Below are 15,170 nucleotides of genomic sequence, written 5' to 3'. Positions count from 1 at the left end.
CCTATACTATAATGAGAATGTTACGCACAGGAAAACAGAGGTGAAGACCGTGTTAGACCGTTTACAGTCAATTGAACAACGATACGAAAAATTAAATGAGCTTTTAAGTGATCCGGAAGTGGTCAACGATCCGAAAAAGCTTAGAGAATATTCGAAAGAGCAATCTGATATACAAGAAACCGTTGAAGTCTATAGACAATACAGAGACGCATCAGAACAGCTTGCCGATGCGAAAGCGATGCTTGAGGAAAAGCTTGATGCCGATATGAGAGAAATGGTGAAGGAAGAAATCTCCGAACTGCAGGGAGAGACGGAAACCTTATCAGAGCGTTTGAAAGTACTCCTCATCCCGAAAGACCCGAACGATGACAAAAACGTAATCATGGAGATCCGCGGAGCAGCGGGAGGAGAAGAAGCCGCGCTGTTTGCGGGAAATCTCTACAGAATGTACTCCCGTTATGCCGAAATCCAAGGCTGGAAGACTGAAGTCATGGAAGCAAACGTGACCGGAACGGGCGGTTACAAAGAAATCATCTTTATGATTACGGGAAAAGGCGCATACTCCAAGCTGAAGTATGAAAATGGCGCGCACCGCGTACAGCGTGTTCCGGAAACGGAATCAGGCGGCCGTATTCATACATCCACGGCGACGGTGGCGTGTCTTCCTGAAGCGGAAGAAGTAGAAGTGGACATCCACGAAAAAGACATCCGCGTCGATACATTCGCATCAAGCGGACCGGGCGGACAAAGCGTAAACACGACGATGTCGGCCGTACGCCTGACGCATTTACCGACCGGTGTTGTCGTTTCCTGTCAGGATGAAAAATCTCAGATTAAAAACAAAGAAAAAGCGATGAAGGTGCTCCGCGCCAGAATCTATGACAAATTCCAGCAGGAAGCTCAGGCTGAATATGATCAGACCCGTAAATCAGCCGTCGGTTCAGGCGACCGTTCCGAGCGTATCCGCACATACAATTTCCCGCAAAACCGTGTGACGGATCACCGCATCGGCCTGACGATTCAAAAGCTGGATCAAATCCTGGAAGGCAAGCTTGATGAAGTAGTTGAAGCGTTAATCGTAGAAGACCAGTCAAGCAAGCTCCAGCAGGCGGAAAATTAAGATGAAGACCGTTTTTGAAGCCCTAAGCTGGGCTTCTTCTTATTTAACCGAAGCGGGAAGAGAAAAAAACGCGGCCGAGCTGCTGCTGTTAAATGATACCGGAATGGATCGGAGCAAGCTTCTCGCAAGTCTGCAGGAGCCCGTCGGCGAGGACGAGCTTTATCGATTCAGACGGCACGTGGAGATGCATAAAGAAGGTATTCCGATTCAATATATTATCGGGAAAGAACAGTTTTACGGCAGGGAATTTTTTGTGAATGACGATGTTCTCATTCCGCGTCCGGAAACGGAAGAAGTCGTCTTTCATCTGCTGGACAGACAGAAGCGGGCATTTTCCGAGGCAGAACGACTGAACGTCATTGATATCGGTACGGGGAGCGGTGCCATTGCGGTGACGCTCGCCCTTGAATGCGGACATTTTTCAGTATCGGCTTCGGATATTTCAAAAGAAGCGCTGCAGGTGGCGGAAAGAAATGCGCAAAACCTCGGAGCGGACGTCTGTTTTTTGCAGGGAGATCTGTTAACTCCTTTTATTTCATCAGGGAAAAAAGCGGATATTATTGTTTCCAATCCGCCGTATATTTCTGAAGAAGAAATGGCCGATTTGTCGGATATCGTCCGTTTCCATGAGCCGCTTCATGCTCTTACGGACGGCGGTGACGGTTTGAAATTCTACAAGCGGTTTATGGAGGAGCTGCCTCTTGTCATGAAAGATAAAGCGCTTGTCGTCTTTGAAATCGGATATAATCAGGGGAAAGCCGTGAAAGACCTGTTCCGTCATTCCTTTCCGAATGCGGAAGTGGAAGTCGTACAGGACATCAACGGAAAAGACAGAACCGTATCCGCGGTCATCACATCATGAAAAAAGCCCGCCGGTGACGCACACGGCGGGCTTTTGTTACAATGGAAAGAAAATGAAAGGGGCATCCGCCTTGAAAAAAGCGTTCGCCTTCGGATGTATACTCGCCGCCGCAGCTTATGCGGCGGGGGTTGTTCTGCCGTTTGGCGTTGACATCATTTTCGACGCCGTTACGGCTGTTCTTATCGTCACAGCGATCATCGTTTCCGGGTTGGCCGTAAGCGGAGCGGAGCAGCGGGCCAATTATCATTCTGAAACAGAAGAAGGACGGCACGCCCGTTTAAAGATGGCCGCCGTTTTCTTTTGCGCCGCTCTCCCTTCAGCCGGCTGTCTGCTGATTACGCTTCTGTAGCCGGATTTTGTCTTTGCAGCAATACGGAATCCCATACCCAATAGACGACGGCTGTTAAAACCGCAAAGATATAAAAGGCTGAATTAGAAAACAGAGATTGGCCTGACGGCTGCAAAAGACCGAAGATGATCCCGTTTGCAATGAATGACACCCCTAAATAATAAAGAAGATACAGCGGATGAAATCTCTTCGGCTTTTTATTCAGAAAGTATTGAAGCGGCAGTGCAAAAATCAAATAAGGAAACAAAAAATAAAACGCCATCGAAATGAAAGCCGCGATAATGAATTGATGAACATACAAAATAGAATAAATGACAGACATACATGCCGCCGACAGCAGCACGGTGTAATTATATTTCATCTGAAAACCTCCTATCAAAATAATATCGTACCATATTTTGAATCTGTCAATGCAGATTATCAGCTTGCTAGATTTTTTTCTTCCCGCCGGTTTAAACCTTTTCCGTCATGTCCATAATGGGACTAGATAAAAAAAGCACGGAGAGGAACGGTGGGGACCGATGAAACAGACAATGATGATCTGCATATATATTTTTCTTTTATTATCAGGAGCGCTTGCGGGTTTGACAAAAGAAGAAACGGCGCGGGCATCAGCCGATGAGCCCGTCGTCATACCGGATGAAGCGATCCGACTCAGAATTTTGGCCAACAGTGATAACGATGAGGATCAAAAGCTCAAGCGCCAGATCAGAGATGCTGTAAACAAGCAAATCACGGACTGGGTGAAAGATATCACTTCCATTGAAGAAGCGCGGCGGCTCATTCGTTCGAAGCTTCCTGAAATTAAAGAAATCGCCAAACAAACGATGAAAGAAAAGGGTGCGCATCAATCCGTTTCAGTTCAATTCAATAAAATCTCGTTTCCGACAAAGCTCTACGGCAATATGGTCTATCCGGCCGGAAAATATGAAGCGATTTTAATTACACTCGGCAATGGCGAGGGCGCCAACTGGTGGTGCGTCTTGTTTCCGCCGCTGTGCTTCCTTGATTTCTCAAACGGCGAAGCGGTGAAAGATCAGGAAGAGGGCGGACAGAAGCAGGAAGAAACGCAGAAACAGACTAAAAAAGTGCTGGATGACGTAAAAGCAAAGGCTGATAAAGCGAAGAAAGAAAATAAAGATGACGATGATACCGAAGTGAAGTTTTTCCTCGTCGATTGGATTTCAGATCTATTTTCCTGAAGTAAAAGGCATAAATCCGGATTCGATTCATAGATTGGAAGAAAGAGTTGATCGAAACGGAGGGAAATATATGTTTTATCAGCTGAGAGTGGCAAGAGATCAAGATACGGAGGCACTGGAGGCCTTTTTGAAAAAGGCTGATACGGCACATGCGGAAATCGATCAGCAGATCAGCCGGTTTATCGTACTGGAAGACAGCGAAAAAATGATTGCCGCCTGTCTCGGGATCGAAAAATTCAGCGGCGGAAAAGGGCTTCTCCGTTCACTCGTCATGTCGGACAGGCTGAATCAAAGCCATATCGTTACACTGTTTCAAAGTATGGATGTGCTGTGCAAAAAACATGAGATTCAAGATGTCTACTTAGTCGCCAATCAGCCCTCATCTGCTGAGTTTCTGAATGTGATGGGATTTGAAGCGTGCGCCGATGCGCCTGATGAACTGTATACGTCCGAACATTTCCGCAACTCGTTATGCACAGAAGGTTCGTTTTTAATGGTGAAAACCTCTGCCTGATCTAACTTATACACAAGGTTATCCACTTATTAAAAAGTGTTGTCCACAGTTTGTGGATAACACTTGTTTTATTAAAGGACATCTTTTATACTTTCAAAAGGAATACACGAGAGAAAATAAAGTTTTACCGCTTTAAAATAAGGAGTTTGGTTATACATGAAAACAAGAAGATGGTTTGTGGATTGTTCCGCAGAATTATCCACAACCGATCCCCAGATTACACAAGCCGCGGAATTGCTGCGGCAGAATGAGGTTGTGGCTTTTCCGACAGAAACCGTTTACGGACTGGGCGCTAACGCTGAAAATACGGAAGCCGTAACGAAAATATATGAGGCAAAAGGAAGGCCGAGCGATAACCCGCTGATTGTGCATATATCCCATATCAGCCAGCTTGATCGTTTTATCAGCCATATTCCTGAGACGGCGAAAAAGCTTATGAAGCTATTCTGGCCGGGGGCGCTGACCCTTGTTCTGCCGTGTAAGCCCGGTGTGCTGTCACCCCGTGTCACCGCGGGACTTGAGACGGTAGCGGTCAGAATGCCTGATCATCCGGTAGCATTAGCCCTCATCAGCTCGGCCGGACTGCCGATCGCCGCGCCGAGCGCCAATTTATCAGGAAAACCGAGCCCGACGAAGGCCGAGCATGTAGCCCATGATTTAAACGGCCGCATTGCCGGTATTGTGGACGGCGGCGCGACGGGAATCGGAGTGGAATCAACCGTTCTGTCCTGTACGGGGAAACAGCCCGTGCTGCTTCGTCCGGGCGGCGTGACAAAAGAGCAGATTGAATCCGCCGCCGGTCCGGTTCTTGTGGATAAAGGGCTGACCGAAGAAGATGAGGTTCCTATTTCTCCCGGTATGAAATATACACATTACGCGCCTTCTGCGCCGATGGCTATTGCCGACGGCGGCGCCCGGAGAATTCAAGAACTGGCAGACGCATATAAAAGCCGGGGGAAACGAATCGGCATTCTGACAACAGAAGAGAACGCCGATAGTTACCAGGCTGATTATATCAAGGTCTGCGGCAGACGCGCCGACCTTGAAACAGTGGCGTCCGCCTTATACGATGCGCTCCGCAGCTTTGATGAAGCGGAAGTGGACATGATTATTTCTGAGTCCTTTCCGGATACCGGAGTGGGGCTTGCCATTATGAACAGGCTGATGAAAGCCGCAGGCGGCACCGTTATCCATTAACTTGTTCTACCCCTTATCGGACATGCATAAGCTAAACAAGCGGGCACGTCCAAGGGGGTTTTTATTTCATGTCGAATCTATTCATCGGGGAACTTGTCTCCTTAAGCATCATGGCATTTGCTTTGGGGACGGATGCCTTTTCCGTCGGGCTCGGAATGGGAATGATTCAGCTGAAGAAAAAACAGATTTTTCATATAGGGGTTGTCATCGGGCTGTTTCATGTCATGATGCCGCTTGCGGGAATGGCGGCCGGGCATCTGCTGTCCGGTTTTCTGGGGATGCTCGCCGTTTACATCGGCGGATCTCTTCTTTTCATTTTAGGGGTGCAGATGATCATCGCCGCGTTTAAACAATCAGACGGGCCGCTCATATCTCCGGCAGGCTCGGGACTGTTGCTGTTTGCGGTCGGTGTCAGTCTGGACAGCTTTTCTGTCGGGCTCAGTCTCGGGATGAACGGTTCCAATCCGTTTCTGGCCGTTACGCTGTTCGGGGTTTTCAGCACCGTTTTAACATGGGCGGGCCTTTTGGCGGGAAGAAAGGTGCAGTCGTGGCTCGGCTCGTACAGCGAAGCGCTTGGCGGAGCCATTTTGATCGGATTCGGGCTGAAACTGCTTTTACCGGTATAAGATACGTAAAAAAAGAAACGAAGATGCCGTTTCTTTTTTCTTCATTTATAATAGGCAGTAAGAGGTGACGGACATGAAAATAATCTTTGTTTGTACAGGCAATACGTGCCGCAGTCCCATGGCTGAGGCTCTTTTTAAATCCATTGCAGAAACGAAAGGGCTGGACGTCAGCGTAAGTTCGGCCGGCGTATTCGCGTCTCCGAACGGAAAAGCGTCAGCCCATGCCGTAGAAGCGCTGTTTGAAAAACGGATCGCTCTCAATCACAGTTCATCTCCCTTATCGGAAGAACATATCGAGACGGCTGATCTGGTGCTGGCGATGACGGAACAGCACAAACAGCTGATTGAAGGCCGATATCAAAACAGTCAGGGCAAAGTCTTTACCATTAAAGAATACGTAACGGGAGAAAACGGCGATATCTCTGACCCGTTCGGCGGTCCGCTTGATGTTTATAAACAAACGCGGGACGAACTGGAGGAGCTGCTGACCCTTTTGGCTGATCAATTGCTTGACGGAAAAAGCAAGTAATCTGTCAGAAAATCTGCAAACAGGTCATTTGCAAAACGAATGTGAAAGAGTAGAATGAAATCAACGGATTTCGTAATAAAAAGGACAAGCACACTGGGCTGTCTTCGCCCAGCCACACCTAGGAGGTAAATGAATGAAAGTAGCTATTGCGTCAGATCACGGCGGCGTCCATATCCGCGAAGAAATAAAAAGTCTTTTGGATGAATTGCAGATTGAATACATTGATATGGGCTGTGAATGCGGCGCCGGCTCTGTCGATTATTCAGACTACGCTTTTCCGGTAGCGGAAAAAGTGGTGAACGGCGAAGCTGACAGGGGAATTTTAATTTGCGGCACAGGCATCGGCATGAGCATCTCCGCAAATAAGGTAAAGGGAATACGCTGTGCGCTTGCCCATGACACCTTCAGCGCAAAAGCGACGCGTGAACACAATGACACGAATGTTCTTGCGATGGGCGAACGCGTCATCGGCCCGGGGCTGGCGCGCGAAATCGCAAAAGTCTGGCTGACGACTGAATTTACGGGCGGCCGCCACGAACGGCGGATCGGCAAAATCGCAGATTACGAAGAAAAAAATCTGTAAGAGGTGCTGGACAATGGAAGAGATGAAGCAAAAATGGACGGACATGCTGACTGAGTTTCAAGAGCAGGCAGGACTGACGGACGGCAGTCTGCTGGTGATCGGGTGCAGTACAAGTGAAGCCGCCGGAAGCCGGATCGGCACCGCCGGAAGCGGGGATTGGGCTGAATTGATATACGGCGGACTTAACCGGTTTAAGGAAAAAACGGGTGTGCATCTTGCTTTTCAATGCTGCGAGCATTTAAACAGGGCGCTTGTCATTGAAGCAGAAACGGCCGAGCGGTTCAGGCTCCCCATTGTTTCAGCCGTCCCCGTCCCGAAAGCGGGCGGAGCAATGGCCTCTTATGCATACCGGCAGATGCGTTCTCCCGTGCTCGCCGAATCGATTCAGGCTGACGCCGGGATCGACATCGGCGATACGTTCATCGGCATGCATCTGAAACCCGTTGCCGTCCCTGTCCGGATATCAAGCCGTGAGCTTGGAGAAGCACATGTGACGATGGCCCGGACAAGGCCGAAGCTGATAGGCGGAATTCGCGCCGTTTATGAATGCGAATGATGAAAATGCTTTTCCTGTATAATGTTCGTGTTTTCTAATTAAATTTTGTGATTTTTTTAAATAAGCTGTTACATTCACCTGAAAAACCATGTACAATAAGGGTGGTAAAAATAAAGAACAGGAAACGGATAGGAGAGGATCTCGCTGATGAAACATTTACCTGTACAAGACAAACAAGTGTTTAACGCCATCAAAGATGAGCGTAAGCGTCAACAGACTAAGATCGAATTAATTGCTTCTGAAAACTTCGTGACGGAAGCGGTAATGGAAGCACAAGGCTCTGTTTTAACAAACAAATATGCTGAAGGCTACCCCGGCAAACGCTACTACGGCGGCTGTGAGCATGTTGATGTCGTTGAGGACATCGCCCGCGACCGCGCGAAAGAGATTTTCGGAGCTGAGCATGTAAACGTTCAGCCGCACTCAGGCGCTCAAGCGAACATGGCTGTTTACTTCACGATTTTAGAGCACGGCGACACGGTGCTCGGGATGAACCTCTCCCACGGCGGCCACTTAACACACGGAAGCCCGGTTAATTTCAGCGGCGTTCAATACAACTTTGTAGAATACGGTGTCGATAAAGACACGCAATATATAGATTATGAAGATGTGCGTGAAAAAGCGCTGGCGCATAAGCCGAAACTCATCGTTGCCGGAGCGAGCGCGTACCCCCGCACGATCGACTTTATAAAATTCCGCGAAATCGCTGATGAAGTCGGCGCTTACTTCATGGTAGACATGGCGCATATCGCGGGTCTTGTCGCAGCCGGTCTTCATCCGAATCCGGTTCCTTACGCTGACTTTGTAACGACAACGACTCACAAAACACTTCGCGGACCCCGCGGAGGAATGATCCTTTGCCGTGAAGAGTTTGGCAAAAAGATTGATAAATCCATTTTCCCGGGAATCCAAGGCGGACCGCTTATGCATGTCATCGCGGCCAAAGCCGTTTCTTTCGGAGAAGTGCTTGAAGATGATTTCAAAACATATGCGCAAAACGTCATCTCGAACGCGAAGCGCCTGGCTGAGTCTCTGAACAAAGAGGGCATTCAGCTCGTATCAGGCGGAACGGATAACCACCTTGTGCTTGTCGACCTCCGTTCTCTCGGTCTGACCGGAAAAGTCGCTGAACACGTTCTTGATGAAATCGGCATTACATCTAATAAAAACGCGATCCCTTACGATCCGGAAAAACCGTTCGTCACAAGCGGAATCCGCCTCGGTACGGCAGCTGTGACAAGCCGCGGCTTTGACGGTGACGCGCTTGAAGAAGTCGGCGCCATCATCGGCCTCGCGCTGAAACATCATGAAGACGAAGCAAAACTTGAAGAAGCGAGACAGCGCGTATCTGCCTTGACTGAAAAGTTTCCTTTATATAAAGAACTGGACTATTAATAAGGAAGAAACCCGCCGGAACCTTAATCCGGCGGGTTTTTTTATGATTTTCTTGAAACTGTTTGTCTTTTTCTGTAGAATCAATAGAAGTGTGAAAAAGTCACTCGGACAACAAAAAAGGAGCTGAACACAGTATGGGAAAGGTTTACGTATTTGATCATCCTTTAATCCAGCATAAGCTGACATATATTCGGAATGAAAATACAGGCACAAAGGATTTCAGAGACCTTGTGGACGAAGTCGCATCACTGATGGCGTTTGAAATTACACGTGATCTTCCTCTTAAAGAAGTGGAAGTGAAAACACCTGTTCAAACAGCGACATCCAAAGTGATTTCAGGGAAGAAACTCGGTATCGTGCCGATCCTGAGAGCGGGTCTCGGAATGGTTGACGGCATGCTGAAATTAATCCCGGCCGCTAAAGTGGGACATGTCGGATTATACCGTGATCCGGAAACCTTAAAACCGGTGGAATACTATGTCAAGCTTCCTTCTGATGTAGAAGAACGCGAATTTATTGTCGTGGATCCGATGCTTGCTACGGGAGGCTCTGCGGTGGAAGCGATAAACAGCCTGAAAAAGCGCGGCGCGAGAAACATTCGTTTTATGTGTCTTGTAGCGGCTCCGGAAGGCGTGGAAGAGCTGCAGAAACACCATTCTGACGTTGATATTTACATCGCCGCCCTTGATGAAAAACTGAATGAAAAAGGCTATATCGTTCCGGGCCTCGGTGACGCGGGTGACAGACTGTACGGAACCAAATAAATCGGAAAACCTCATTCAGGGGTTTTCTTTTTTTATCCAGATATTTGCTGAATGGGCAGAGTTCATACATTTATAGGTGAAATTGTGAACATTCTGTGTATGCTTTCGGTATAAAAAGTTTTTTAACTTTAAACAGATTGACACATGTTAGGGGCTATTGTATGCTAAACGAGGGTATTATGAGAAGGTTTTCATTCCTTTCATTTCTAGTATCCATCCTCATTTTAAATCCTCCAAAAAAACCCGTTATATGAGGATTTATCTAAGCGAATGAAACAGCATCCCGTGGCATCAGGAGGATGAGTGGTTTTTTCGAACAGGCCGTTTTGCGGACAAAAAAGGCCTTCTGCAAGGGTTAACCGCATGTTTTGCCGTATCCAGGAATTATATTACATTTTCATCAGGAGACAGATAGTTGATGGACGATCCCAATCTTACATTCAGCAGACAACGGAGATATGTATTTGTGATCTTAGCAATCTATTTGCTGGGATATGGTCTTACGGCGTATAAAACTGTTTTTCTAGGCCTCTTTTTGGGAACTGTTTTCAGTTTGTTTAATTTGTGGCTCTTGACCAGAAGAATGAATGCTTTTGACAAGGCCGTGGCGAAAGGAAAGTCCATACGATCACTCGGGAGCGCAGCGCGTTGGTGCAATGCGATACTTGCGATGGCTGTCGCCTTTAAATATCCCGATAAAGTCAGTGTGGCAAGTGTGATTATTGGATTAATGACAATTTATCCCGTCATTATGATAGATTCCATTATTCAGCTCAAACGTTCATCAATGGAAGAGAGGTGAAAACCCATTGAATCACGATTACAGAACTATGGATTTGTTTGGTCTTACTTTTAATCTGACAAACATTCTGATGATTACTGTGGCAAGTGTGATTGTGCTGCTGATTGCGATTCTCACTACGAGAACGCTGTCCATCCGTCCAGGAAAAGCCCAGAACTTCATGGAATGGATTGTTGATTTTGTCCGCAATATTATAGGCAGTACAATGGATTTAAAAACAGGGGCTAACTTCTTGGCGCTTGGTGTAACCTTGCTGATGTACATATTTGTATCAAATATGCTGGGGCTGCCGTTTTCTGTAACGGTCGGACACGAGCTTTGGTGGAAATCACCGACGGCCGATCCGGCTATTACTCTGACTCTAGCCGTTATGGTTGTGTCGTTAACGCACTATTACGGCGTGAAGATGAAAGGTTTGAAGGAATACTCTAAGGATTACCTCAGACCGGTTCCGCTTATGTTCCCGATGAAGATCATTGAGGAGTTTGCGAATACGCTGACACTCGGACTTCGTCTTTACGGTAACATTTTCGCCGGGGAAATTCTTCTTGGCCTGCTTGCGAATCTGGCGACGAATTTCTACTCAAACAGCTTCTTTCTCGGTTTGGTCGGCACAGTCGGAGCCATTCTTCCGATGCTTGCATGGCAGGCGTTCAGCTTGTTCATCGGTACCATCCAGGCATTTATCTTTACGATGCTGACGATGGTGTACATGTCACACAAAATCAGTCATGATCATTAAAATCATATATCCATTCGGATAACATTTTAAAGGAGGAACTTTTTCATGAATTTAATAGCAGCTGCAATTGCAATCGGTTTAGGTGCACTTGGTGCAGGTATTGGTAACGGTCTGATCGTTTCACGTACGGTAGAGGGAATCGCCCGTCAGCCGGAAGCAGGAAAAGAACTTAGAACTCTTATGTTCATGGGTATCGCATTGGTTGAGGCCCTTCCGATTATCGCTGTCGTTATCGCGTTCTTAGCGTTCTTTGGCTAAGCAAAAAAGCCTTATATGAACTAAAAATGGCGAAGATCACTCTAAGAGAACCTTCGCCATTGCTTTATGTCTGATAAGCAGGCCGTCCCGAAACGGCTTTTTATCAGCAGAGAAAACCTGCAGAAGGGAGTTGCCGTAGTAGATGTCTCAATTACCTCTTGAATTAGGACTGTCGTTTAACGGCGGAGATATCCTATTCCAATTGTTAGCTATGTTAGTTTTATTAGCGCTTCTCAAGAAATTCGCTCTTGGACCGCTATTAAATATAATGAAACAGCGTGAAGATCATATCGCCGGCGAAATTACGTCCGCTGAAGAAAGAAATAAAGAAGCGCAGAAGCTGATTGAAGAGCAGCGCGTTCTTTTAAAAGAAGCGAAACAGGAATCACAATCACTCATTGAAAATGCGAAAAAACTGGGTGAAAAGCAGAAGGAAGACATTATCCAGGCTGCACGCGCCGAGTCTGAAAGATTGAAAGAAGCGGCGAGAACCGAAATTGTTAAAGAAAAAGAACAAGCGGTTTCCGCACTTCGCGAGCAAGTCGCATCACTTTCTGTCTTAATCGCATCGAAAGTGATTGAAAAAGAGCTTGATGAACAAGCCCAGGAACAACTGATTCAGGACTATCTTAAAGAGGTAGGAGAAAGCCGATGAGTGGATCTGCTGTCTCTAAACGATACGCGTCAGCGCTTTTCGACATTGCCGTTGAGACTTCTCAAATCAATGAAATCGAAGAAGAGCTTACCGTACTAAAAGAAGTGTTCCGGAACGAAGCCGGATTACAGGAAGTGTTAAGCCATCCGAAGGTATCGGCCGCTAAGAAAAAAGAGCTGATTCAGCAATCGTTCGGCGCACTGTCTGAGTCTGTGCTGCATACGATTTTTCTTCTGATTGACCGCCGCCGGTCTTCGATTGTGCCTGATCTCACAGACGAGTTTATCAAACTTGCCAATCAGGCCCGTCAGACAGAGGACGCGGTTGTTTATTCAGTAAAACCGCTGTCAGAAGCGGAAATGTTATCATTGTCTCAAGTGTTTGCAAAAAAAGCCGGAATCGCTTCGCTCAGAATCAGAAATGAAGTGCAGACGGATTTAATAGGCGGCATTAAAGTCCGCATTGGAAACCGGATATATGACGGAAGCGTAAGCGGAAAGCTTGAGCGCATGGAACGTCAACTTGCCGGAGGAAATCGATAGAAGGGGTGAAACCTAAGTGAGCATCAAAGCTGAAGAGATTAGCACGCTGATAAAGCAGCAAATTCAAAATTACCAATCTGAAATTGAAGTTCATGACGTAGGTACAGTCATCCAAGTCGGAGACGGTATTGCGCGTGTGCACGGCCTTGACAATTGTATGGCCGGTGAACTTGTTGAGTTTTCAAACGGCGTTTTGGGTATGGCTCAAAACCTTGAAGAATCCAACGTAGGTATCGTTATCTTAGGACCTTACAGAGATATCCGTGAAGGTGATGAGGTCAAAAGAACGGGCCGCATCATGGAAGTTCCTGTAGGTGTAGAATTAATCGGACGTATCGTCAACCCGCTCGGACAGCCGGTAGACGGACTGGGTCCGATTCTGACAAGCAAAACACGTCCGATCGAAAGCCAGGCTCCAGGCGTAATGGACCGTAAATCGGTACATGAGCCGCTGCAAACGGGTATCAAAGCGATCGACGCGTTAATTCCGATCGGCCGCGGACAGCGTGAGCTGATTATCGGTGACCGTCAGACAGGTAAAACATCTGTTGCGATTGATACAATCTTAAACCAAAAAGATCAAGACATGATCTGTGTGTACGTAGCGATCGGTCAAAAAGAATCTACAGTGCGCGGCGTGGTGGAAACACTTCGTAAGCATGGCGCGCTTGATTACACGATTGTCGTGACAGCGTCCGCTTCACAGCCGGCTCCGCTTCTGTACCTTGCACCGTATGCAGGGGTGACAATGGGTGAAGAATTCATGTACAACGGCAAGCACGTTCTCGTCGTATATGATGATTTATCCAAACAAGCGGCCGCTTACCGTGAGCTGTCATTGCTTCTTCGCCGTCCGCCGGGCCGTGAAGCATTCCCTGGGGATGTATTCTATCTTCACTCCCGTCTGCTTGAGCGCGCAGCTAAGCTGAGTGACGCAAAAGGCGCAGGATCAATTACGGCGCTGCCGTTCGTCGAAACACAAGCAGGAGATATCTCCGCTTATATCCCGACAAACGTCATTTCCATTACTGACGGACAGATTTTCCTTCAATCCGACCTATTCTTCTCAGGCGTGCGTCCTGCGATCAATGCCGGATTATCCGTATCCCGTGTCGGCGGATCAGCCCAAATCAAAGCGATGAAAAAGGTAGCGGGAACTTTGCGTCTTGACCTGGCTTCATACCGTGAACTTGAAGCGTTCGCCCAATTCGGATCTGATCTTGACCAGGCGACTCAGGCGAAACTGAACCGCGGTGCGCGTACAGTTGAAGTGCTGAAACAAGACTTGAATAAACCGCTCCCGGTTGAAAAACAGGTAGCCATTCTTTATGCGCTGACAAAAGGATATCTTGATGATATTCCGGTTGCGGATATCAGACGTTTTGAAGAAGAGTACTACATGTACCTTGATCAAAACCATAAAGATCTGCTTGACGGCATTGCGAAAACAGGAAACCTTCCTGCTGATGAAGACTTCAAAGCTGCAATCGAAGGCTTCAAACGCACATTTGCACCAAGCAACTAACCCTTAGAAGATGAGAGAAAAAGGTTCTCTTTTTCTCTCTTTTTACGCAAATGAAGAATAAAGGTGGTGAAATCTTTGGCCTCATTACGCGATATTAAGTCAAGGATCACGTCAACGAAAAAAACAAGCCAGATTACAAAAGCCATGCAGATGGTATCCGCTGCGAAGCTGAACCGTGCGGAAACCAACGCGAAGTCATTTGCTCCGTATATGGATAAGATCCAGGAGGTTGTGTTTAACGTCGGAAAAGGCGCGAAAAACGCGAAACACCCGATGCTTGTCTCAAGAGAAGTGAAAAAGACGGCGTATCTCGTCATTACGTCTGACCGCGGGCTTGCGGGTGCGTTTAACAGTTCGGTTTTGCGAAACGCTTACCGCACCATTCAAGAACGCCATCAGTCTAAAGATGAATACACGGTGATTGCAATCGGCAGAGTCGGCCGCGATTTCTTCAAAAAACGGGAAATGCCGATTTTGTCTGAGTTAGTGGGGCTTGGCGACGAGGTCACTTTTGCTCAGATTAAAGATTTGACCCGTCAGACGGTTCAAATGTTTATCGACGGCGCTTTTGATGAACTGCATTTGGTGTATAACCATTTCGTCAGTGCGATTTCACAGGAAGTGACGGAGAAAAAAGTGCTGCCTTTAACGGATTTCGGAACGAGCAGCGGGAAGCGCACGGCTTCTTACGAGTTCGAACCGGATGAAGAAGAGGTGCTCGAAGTGCTGCTTCCTCAATATGCGGAAAGCTTAATTTACGGCGCGCTTCTTGACAGTAAAGCAAGTGAACACGCTGCGAGAATGACAGCAATGAAAAATGCGACTGATAATGCGAAAGAACTCATTGATTCACTTTCGCTTTCATATAACCGCGCGCGTCAAGCGGCGATTACACAAGAAATTACCGAAATTGTCGGCGGTGCAGCCGCTTTAGAATAGAAAGATTTTG

The 15,170-nt window shown here is 47.3% G+C and carries 20 protein-coding genes; 19 read left to right on the top strand and 1 reads right to left on the bottom strand.

Features of this window, described 5'->3' with window-relative positions:
• Nucleotides 1-49: 49 nt before the first annotated feature.
• From prfA to V7728_RS03095, 3 genes are all read left to right on the top strand, one after another.
• On the top strand, nucleotides 50-1,120 hold the full coding sequence (gene prfA / locus V7728_RS03105) for a peptide chain release factor 1 (protein ID WP_003151139.1): 1,071 nt from the start codon (nucleotides 50-52) through the stop codon (nucleotides 1,118-1,120).
• Nucleotide 1,121: 1 nt separating this feature from the next.
• Nucleotides 1,122-1,982, top strand: coding sequence for a peptide chain release factor N(5)-glutamine methyltransferase (prmC, locus tag V7728_RS03100; protein WP_015240760.1), 861 nt, complete (start codon nucleotides 1,122-1,124; stop codon nucleotides 1,980-1,982).
• 70 nt (nucleotides 1,983-2,052) lie between these two features.
• Entirely contained in the window at nucleotides 2,053-2,331 is a 279-nt protein-coding gene (locus V7728_RS03095) for a DUF5316 family protein (protein WP_099567159.1), read from the top strand.
• Here the strand turns inward: V7728_RS03095 and V7728_RS03090 are convergent.
• The gene (locus V7728_RS03090) at nucleotides 2,318-2,692 is read right to left on the bottom strand and encodes a UPF0715 family protein (RefSeq protein ID WP_032869468.1); all 375 of its coding nucleotides are present in this window, start codon (nucleotides 2,690-2,692) and stop codon (nucleotides 2,318-2,320) included. The genes V7728_RS03095 and V7728_RS03090 overlap by 14 nt on opposite strands.
• Nucleotides 2,693-2,852: 160 nt before the next feature.
• On the opposite strand from V7728_RS03090, the gene spoIIR reads away from it, so the two are divergent.
• The 16 genes from spoIIR to atpG all read left to right on the top strand — a co-directional run bounded on the left by spoIIR (nucleotide 2,853) and on the right by atpG (nucleotide 15,160).
• A complete protein-coding gene (gene spoIIR, locus V7728_RS03085) occupies nucleotides 2,853-3,533 on the top strand; it encodes a stage II sporulation protein R (protein ID WP_015418420.1) in 681 nt (226 codons plus the stop codon).
• Nucleotides 3,534-3,603: 70 nt separating this feature from the next.
• Nucleotides 3,604-4,047 (top strand): hypothetical protein, encoded by a 444-nt coding sequence (locus tag V7728_RS03080; protein ID WP_007407603.1) that lies wholly within the window; start codon nucleotides 3,604-3,606, stop codon nucleotides 4,045-4,047.
• Between the two features lie 156 nt (nucleotides 4,048-4,203).
• On the top strand, nucleotides 4,204-5,244 hold the full coding sequence (locus tag V7728_RS03075) for an L-threonylcarbamoyladenylate synthase (protein ID WP_007407602.1): 1,041 nt from the start codon (nucleotides 4,204-4,206) through the stop codon (nucleotides 5,242-5,244).
• Between the two features lie 68 nt (nucleotides 5,245-5,312).
• Nucleotides 5,313-5,870 carry a manganese efflux pump MntP gene (locus V7728_RS03070; RefSeq protein ID WP_007407601.1) on the top strand — a complete coding sequence of 186 codons (558 nt, stop codon included), beginning with the start codon at nucleotides 5,313-5,315 and terminating at the stop codon, nucleotides 5,868-5,870.
• 73 nt (nucleotides 5,871-5,943) lie between these two features.
• A complete protein-coding gene (locus V7728_RS03065; protein WP_007407600.1) occupies nucleotides 5,944-6,399 on the top strand; it encodes a low molecular weight protein arginine phosphatase in 456 nt (151 codons plus the stop codon).
• 133 nt (nucleotides 6,400-6,532) lie between these two features.
• A complete protein-coding gene (rpiB, locus tag V7728_RS03060; protein ID WP_003151149.1) occupies nucleotides 6,533-6,982 on the top strand; it encodes a ribose 5-phosphate isomerase B in 450 nt (149 codons plus the stop codon).
• Between the two features lie 13 nt (nucleotides 6,983-6,995).
• Nucleotides 6,996-7,538, top strand: a complete 543-nt coding sequence (locus V7728_RS03055; RefSeq protein ID WP_007407598.1) for a TIGR01440 family protein — start codon at nucleotides 6,996-6,998, stop codon at nucleotides 7,536-7,538.
• Nucleotides 7,539-7,685: 147 nt separating this feature from the next.
• A complete protein-coding gene (glyA, locus tag V7728_RS03050) occupies nucleotides 7,686-8,933 on the top strand; it encodes a serine hydroxymethyltransferase (protein WP_099567158.1) in 1,248 nt (415 codons plus the stop codon).
• 134 nt (nucleotides 8,934-9,067) lie between these two features.
• The gene (gene upp / locus V7728_RS03045; RefSeq protein WP_003151154.1) at nucleotides 9,068-9,697 is read left to right on the top strand and encodes a uracil phosphoribosyltransferase; all 630 of its coding nucleotides are present in this window, start codon (nucleotides 9,068-9,070) and stop codon (nucleotides 9,695-9,697) included.
• 418 nt (nucleotides 9,698-10,115) lie between these two features.
• The gene (atpI, locus tag V7728_RS03040) at nucleotides 10,116-10,499 is read left to right on the top strand and encodes an ATP synthase subunit I (protein WP_003151155.1); all 384 of its coding nucleotides are present in this window, start codon (nucleotides 10,116-10,118) and stop codon (nucleotides 10,497-10,499) included.
• A gap of 7 nt (nucleotides 10,500-10,506) precedes the next feature.
• On the top strand, nucleotides 10,507-11,241 hold the full coding sequence (atpB, locus tag V7728_RS03035) for a F0F1 ATP synthase subunit A (RefSeq protein ID WP_029325729.1): 735 nt from the start codon (nucleotides 10,507-10,509) through the stop codon (nucleotides 11,239-11,241).
• Nucleotides 11,242-11,286: 45 nt separating this feature from the next.
• Nucleotides 11,287-11,499 (top strand): F0F1 ATP synthase subunit C, encoded by a 213-nt coding sequence (gene atpE, locus V7728_RS03030; protein WP_003151167.1) that lies wholly within the window; start codon nucleotides 11,287-11,289, stop codon nucleotides 11,497-11,499.
• Between the two features lie 142 nt (nucleotides 11,500-11,641).
• Complete coding sequence (gene atpF / locus V7728_RS03025; protein WP_003151168.1) at nucleotides 11,642-12,154, top strand: F0F1 ATP synthase subunit B; 513 nt, start codon at nucleotides 11,642-11,644, stop codon at nucleotides 12,152-12,154.
• Nucleotides 12,151-12,696, top strand: coding sequence for a F0F1 ATP synthase subunit delta (locus V7728_RS03020; RefSeq protein ID WP_003151169.1), 546 nt, complete (start codon nucleotides 12,151-12,153; stop codon nucleotides 12,694-12,696). Before atpF ends, V7728_RS03020 begins: the two co-directional genes overlap by 4 nt.
• Before the next feature lie 16 nt (nucleotides 12,697-12,712).
• Nucleotides 12,713-14,221, top strand: a complete 1,509-nt coding sequence (gene atpA / locus V7728_RS03015; protein WP_099567157.1) for a F0F1 ATP synthase subunit alpha — start codon at nucleotides 12,713-12,715, stop codon at nucleotides 14,219-14,221.
• A 75-nt stretch (nucleotides 14,222-14,296) separates the two neighbouring features.
• A complete protein-coding gene (atpG, locus tag V7728_RS03010; RefSeq protein WP_025285409.1) occupies nucleotides 14,297-15,160 on the top strand; it encodes an ATP synthase F1 subunit gamma in 864 nt (287 codons plus the stop codon).
• The last annotated feature ends 10 nt before the right edge of the window (nucleotides 15,161-15,170 follow it).

Source organism: Bacillus sp. JHAA, assembly GCF_036961585.1.
Classification (GTDB): domain Bacteria; phylum Bacillota; class Bacilli; order Bacillales; family Bacillaceae; genus Bacillus; species Bacillus velezensis.
Note: the sequence above shows the minus strand (reverse complement) of the source record. Positions and strands in the feature narration are given on the sequence as shown.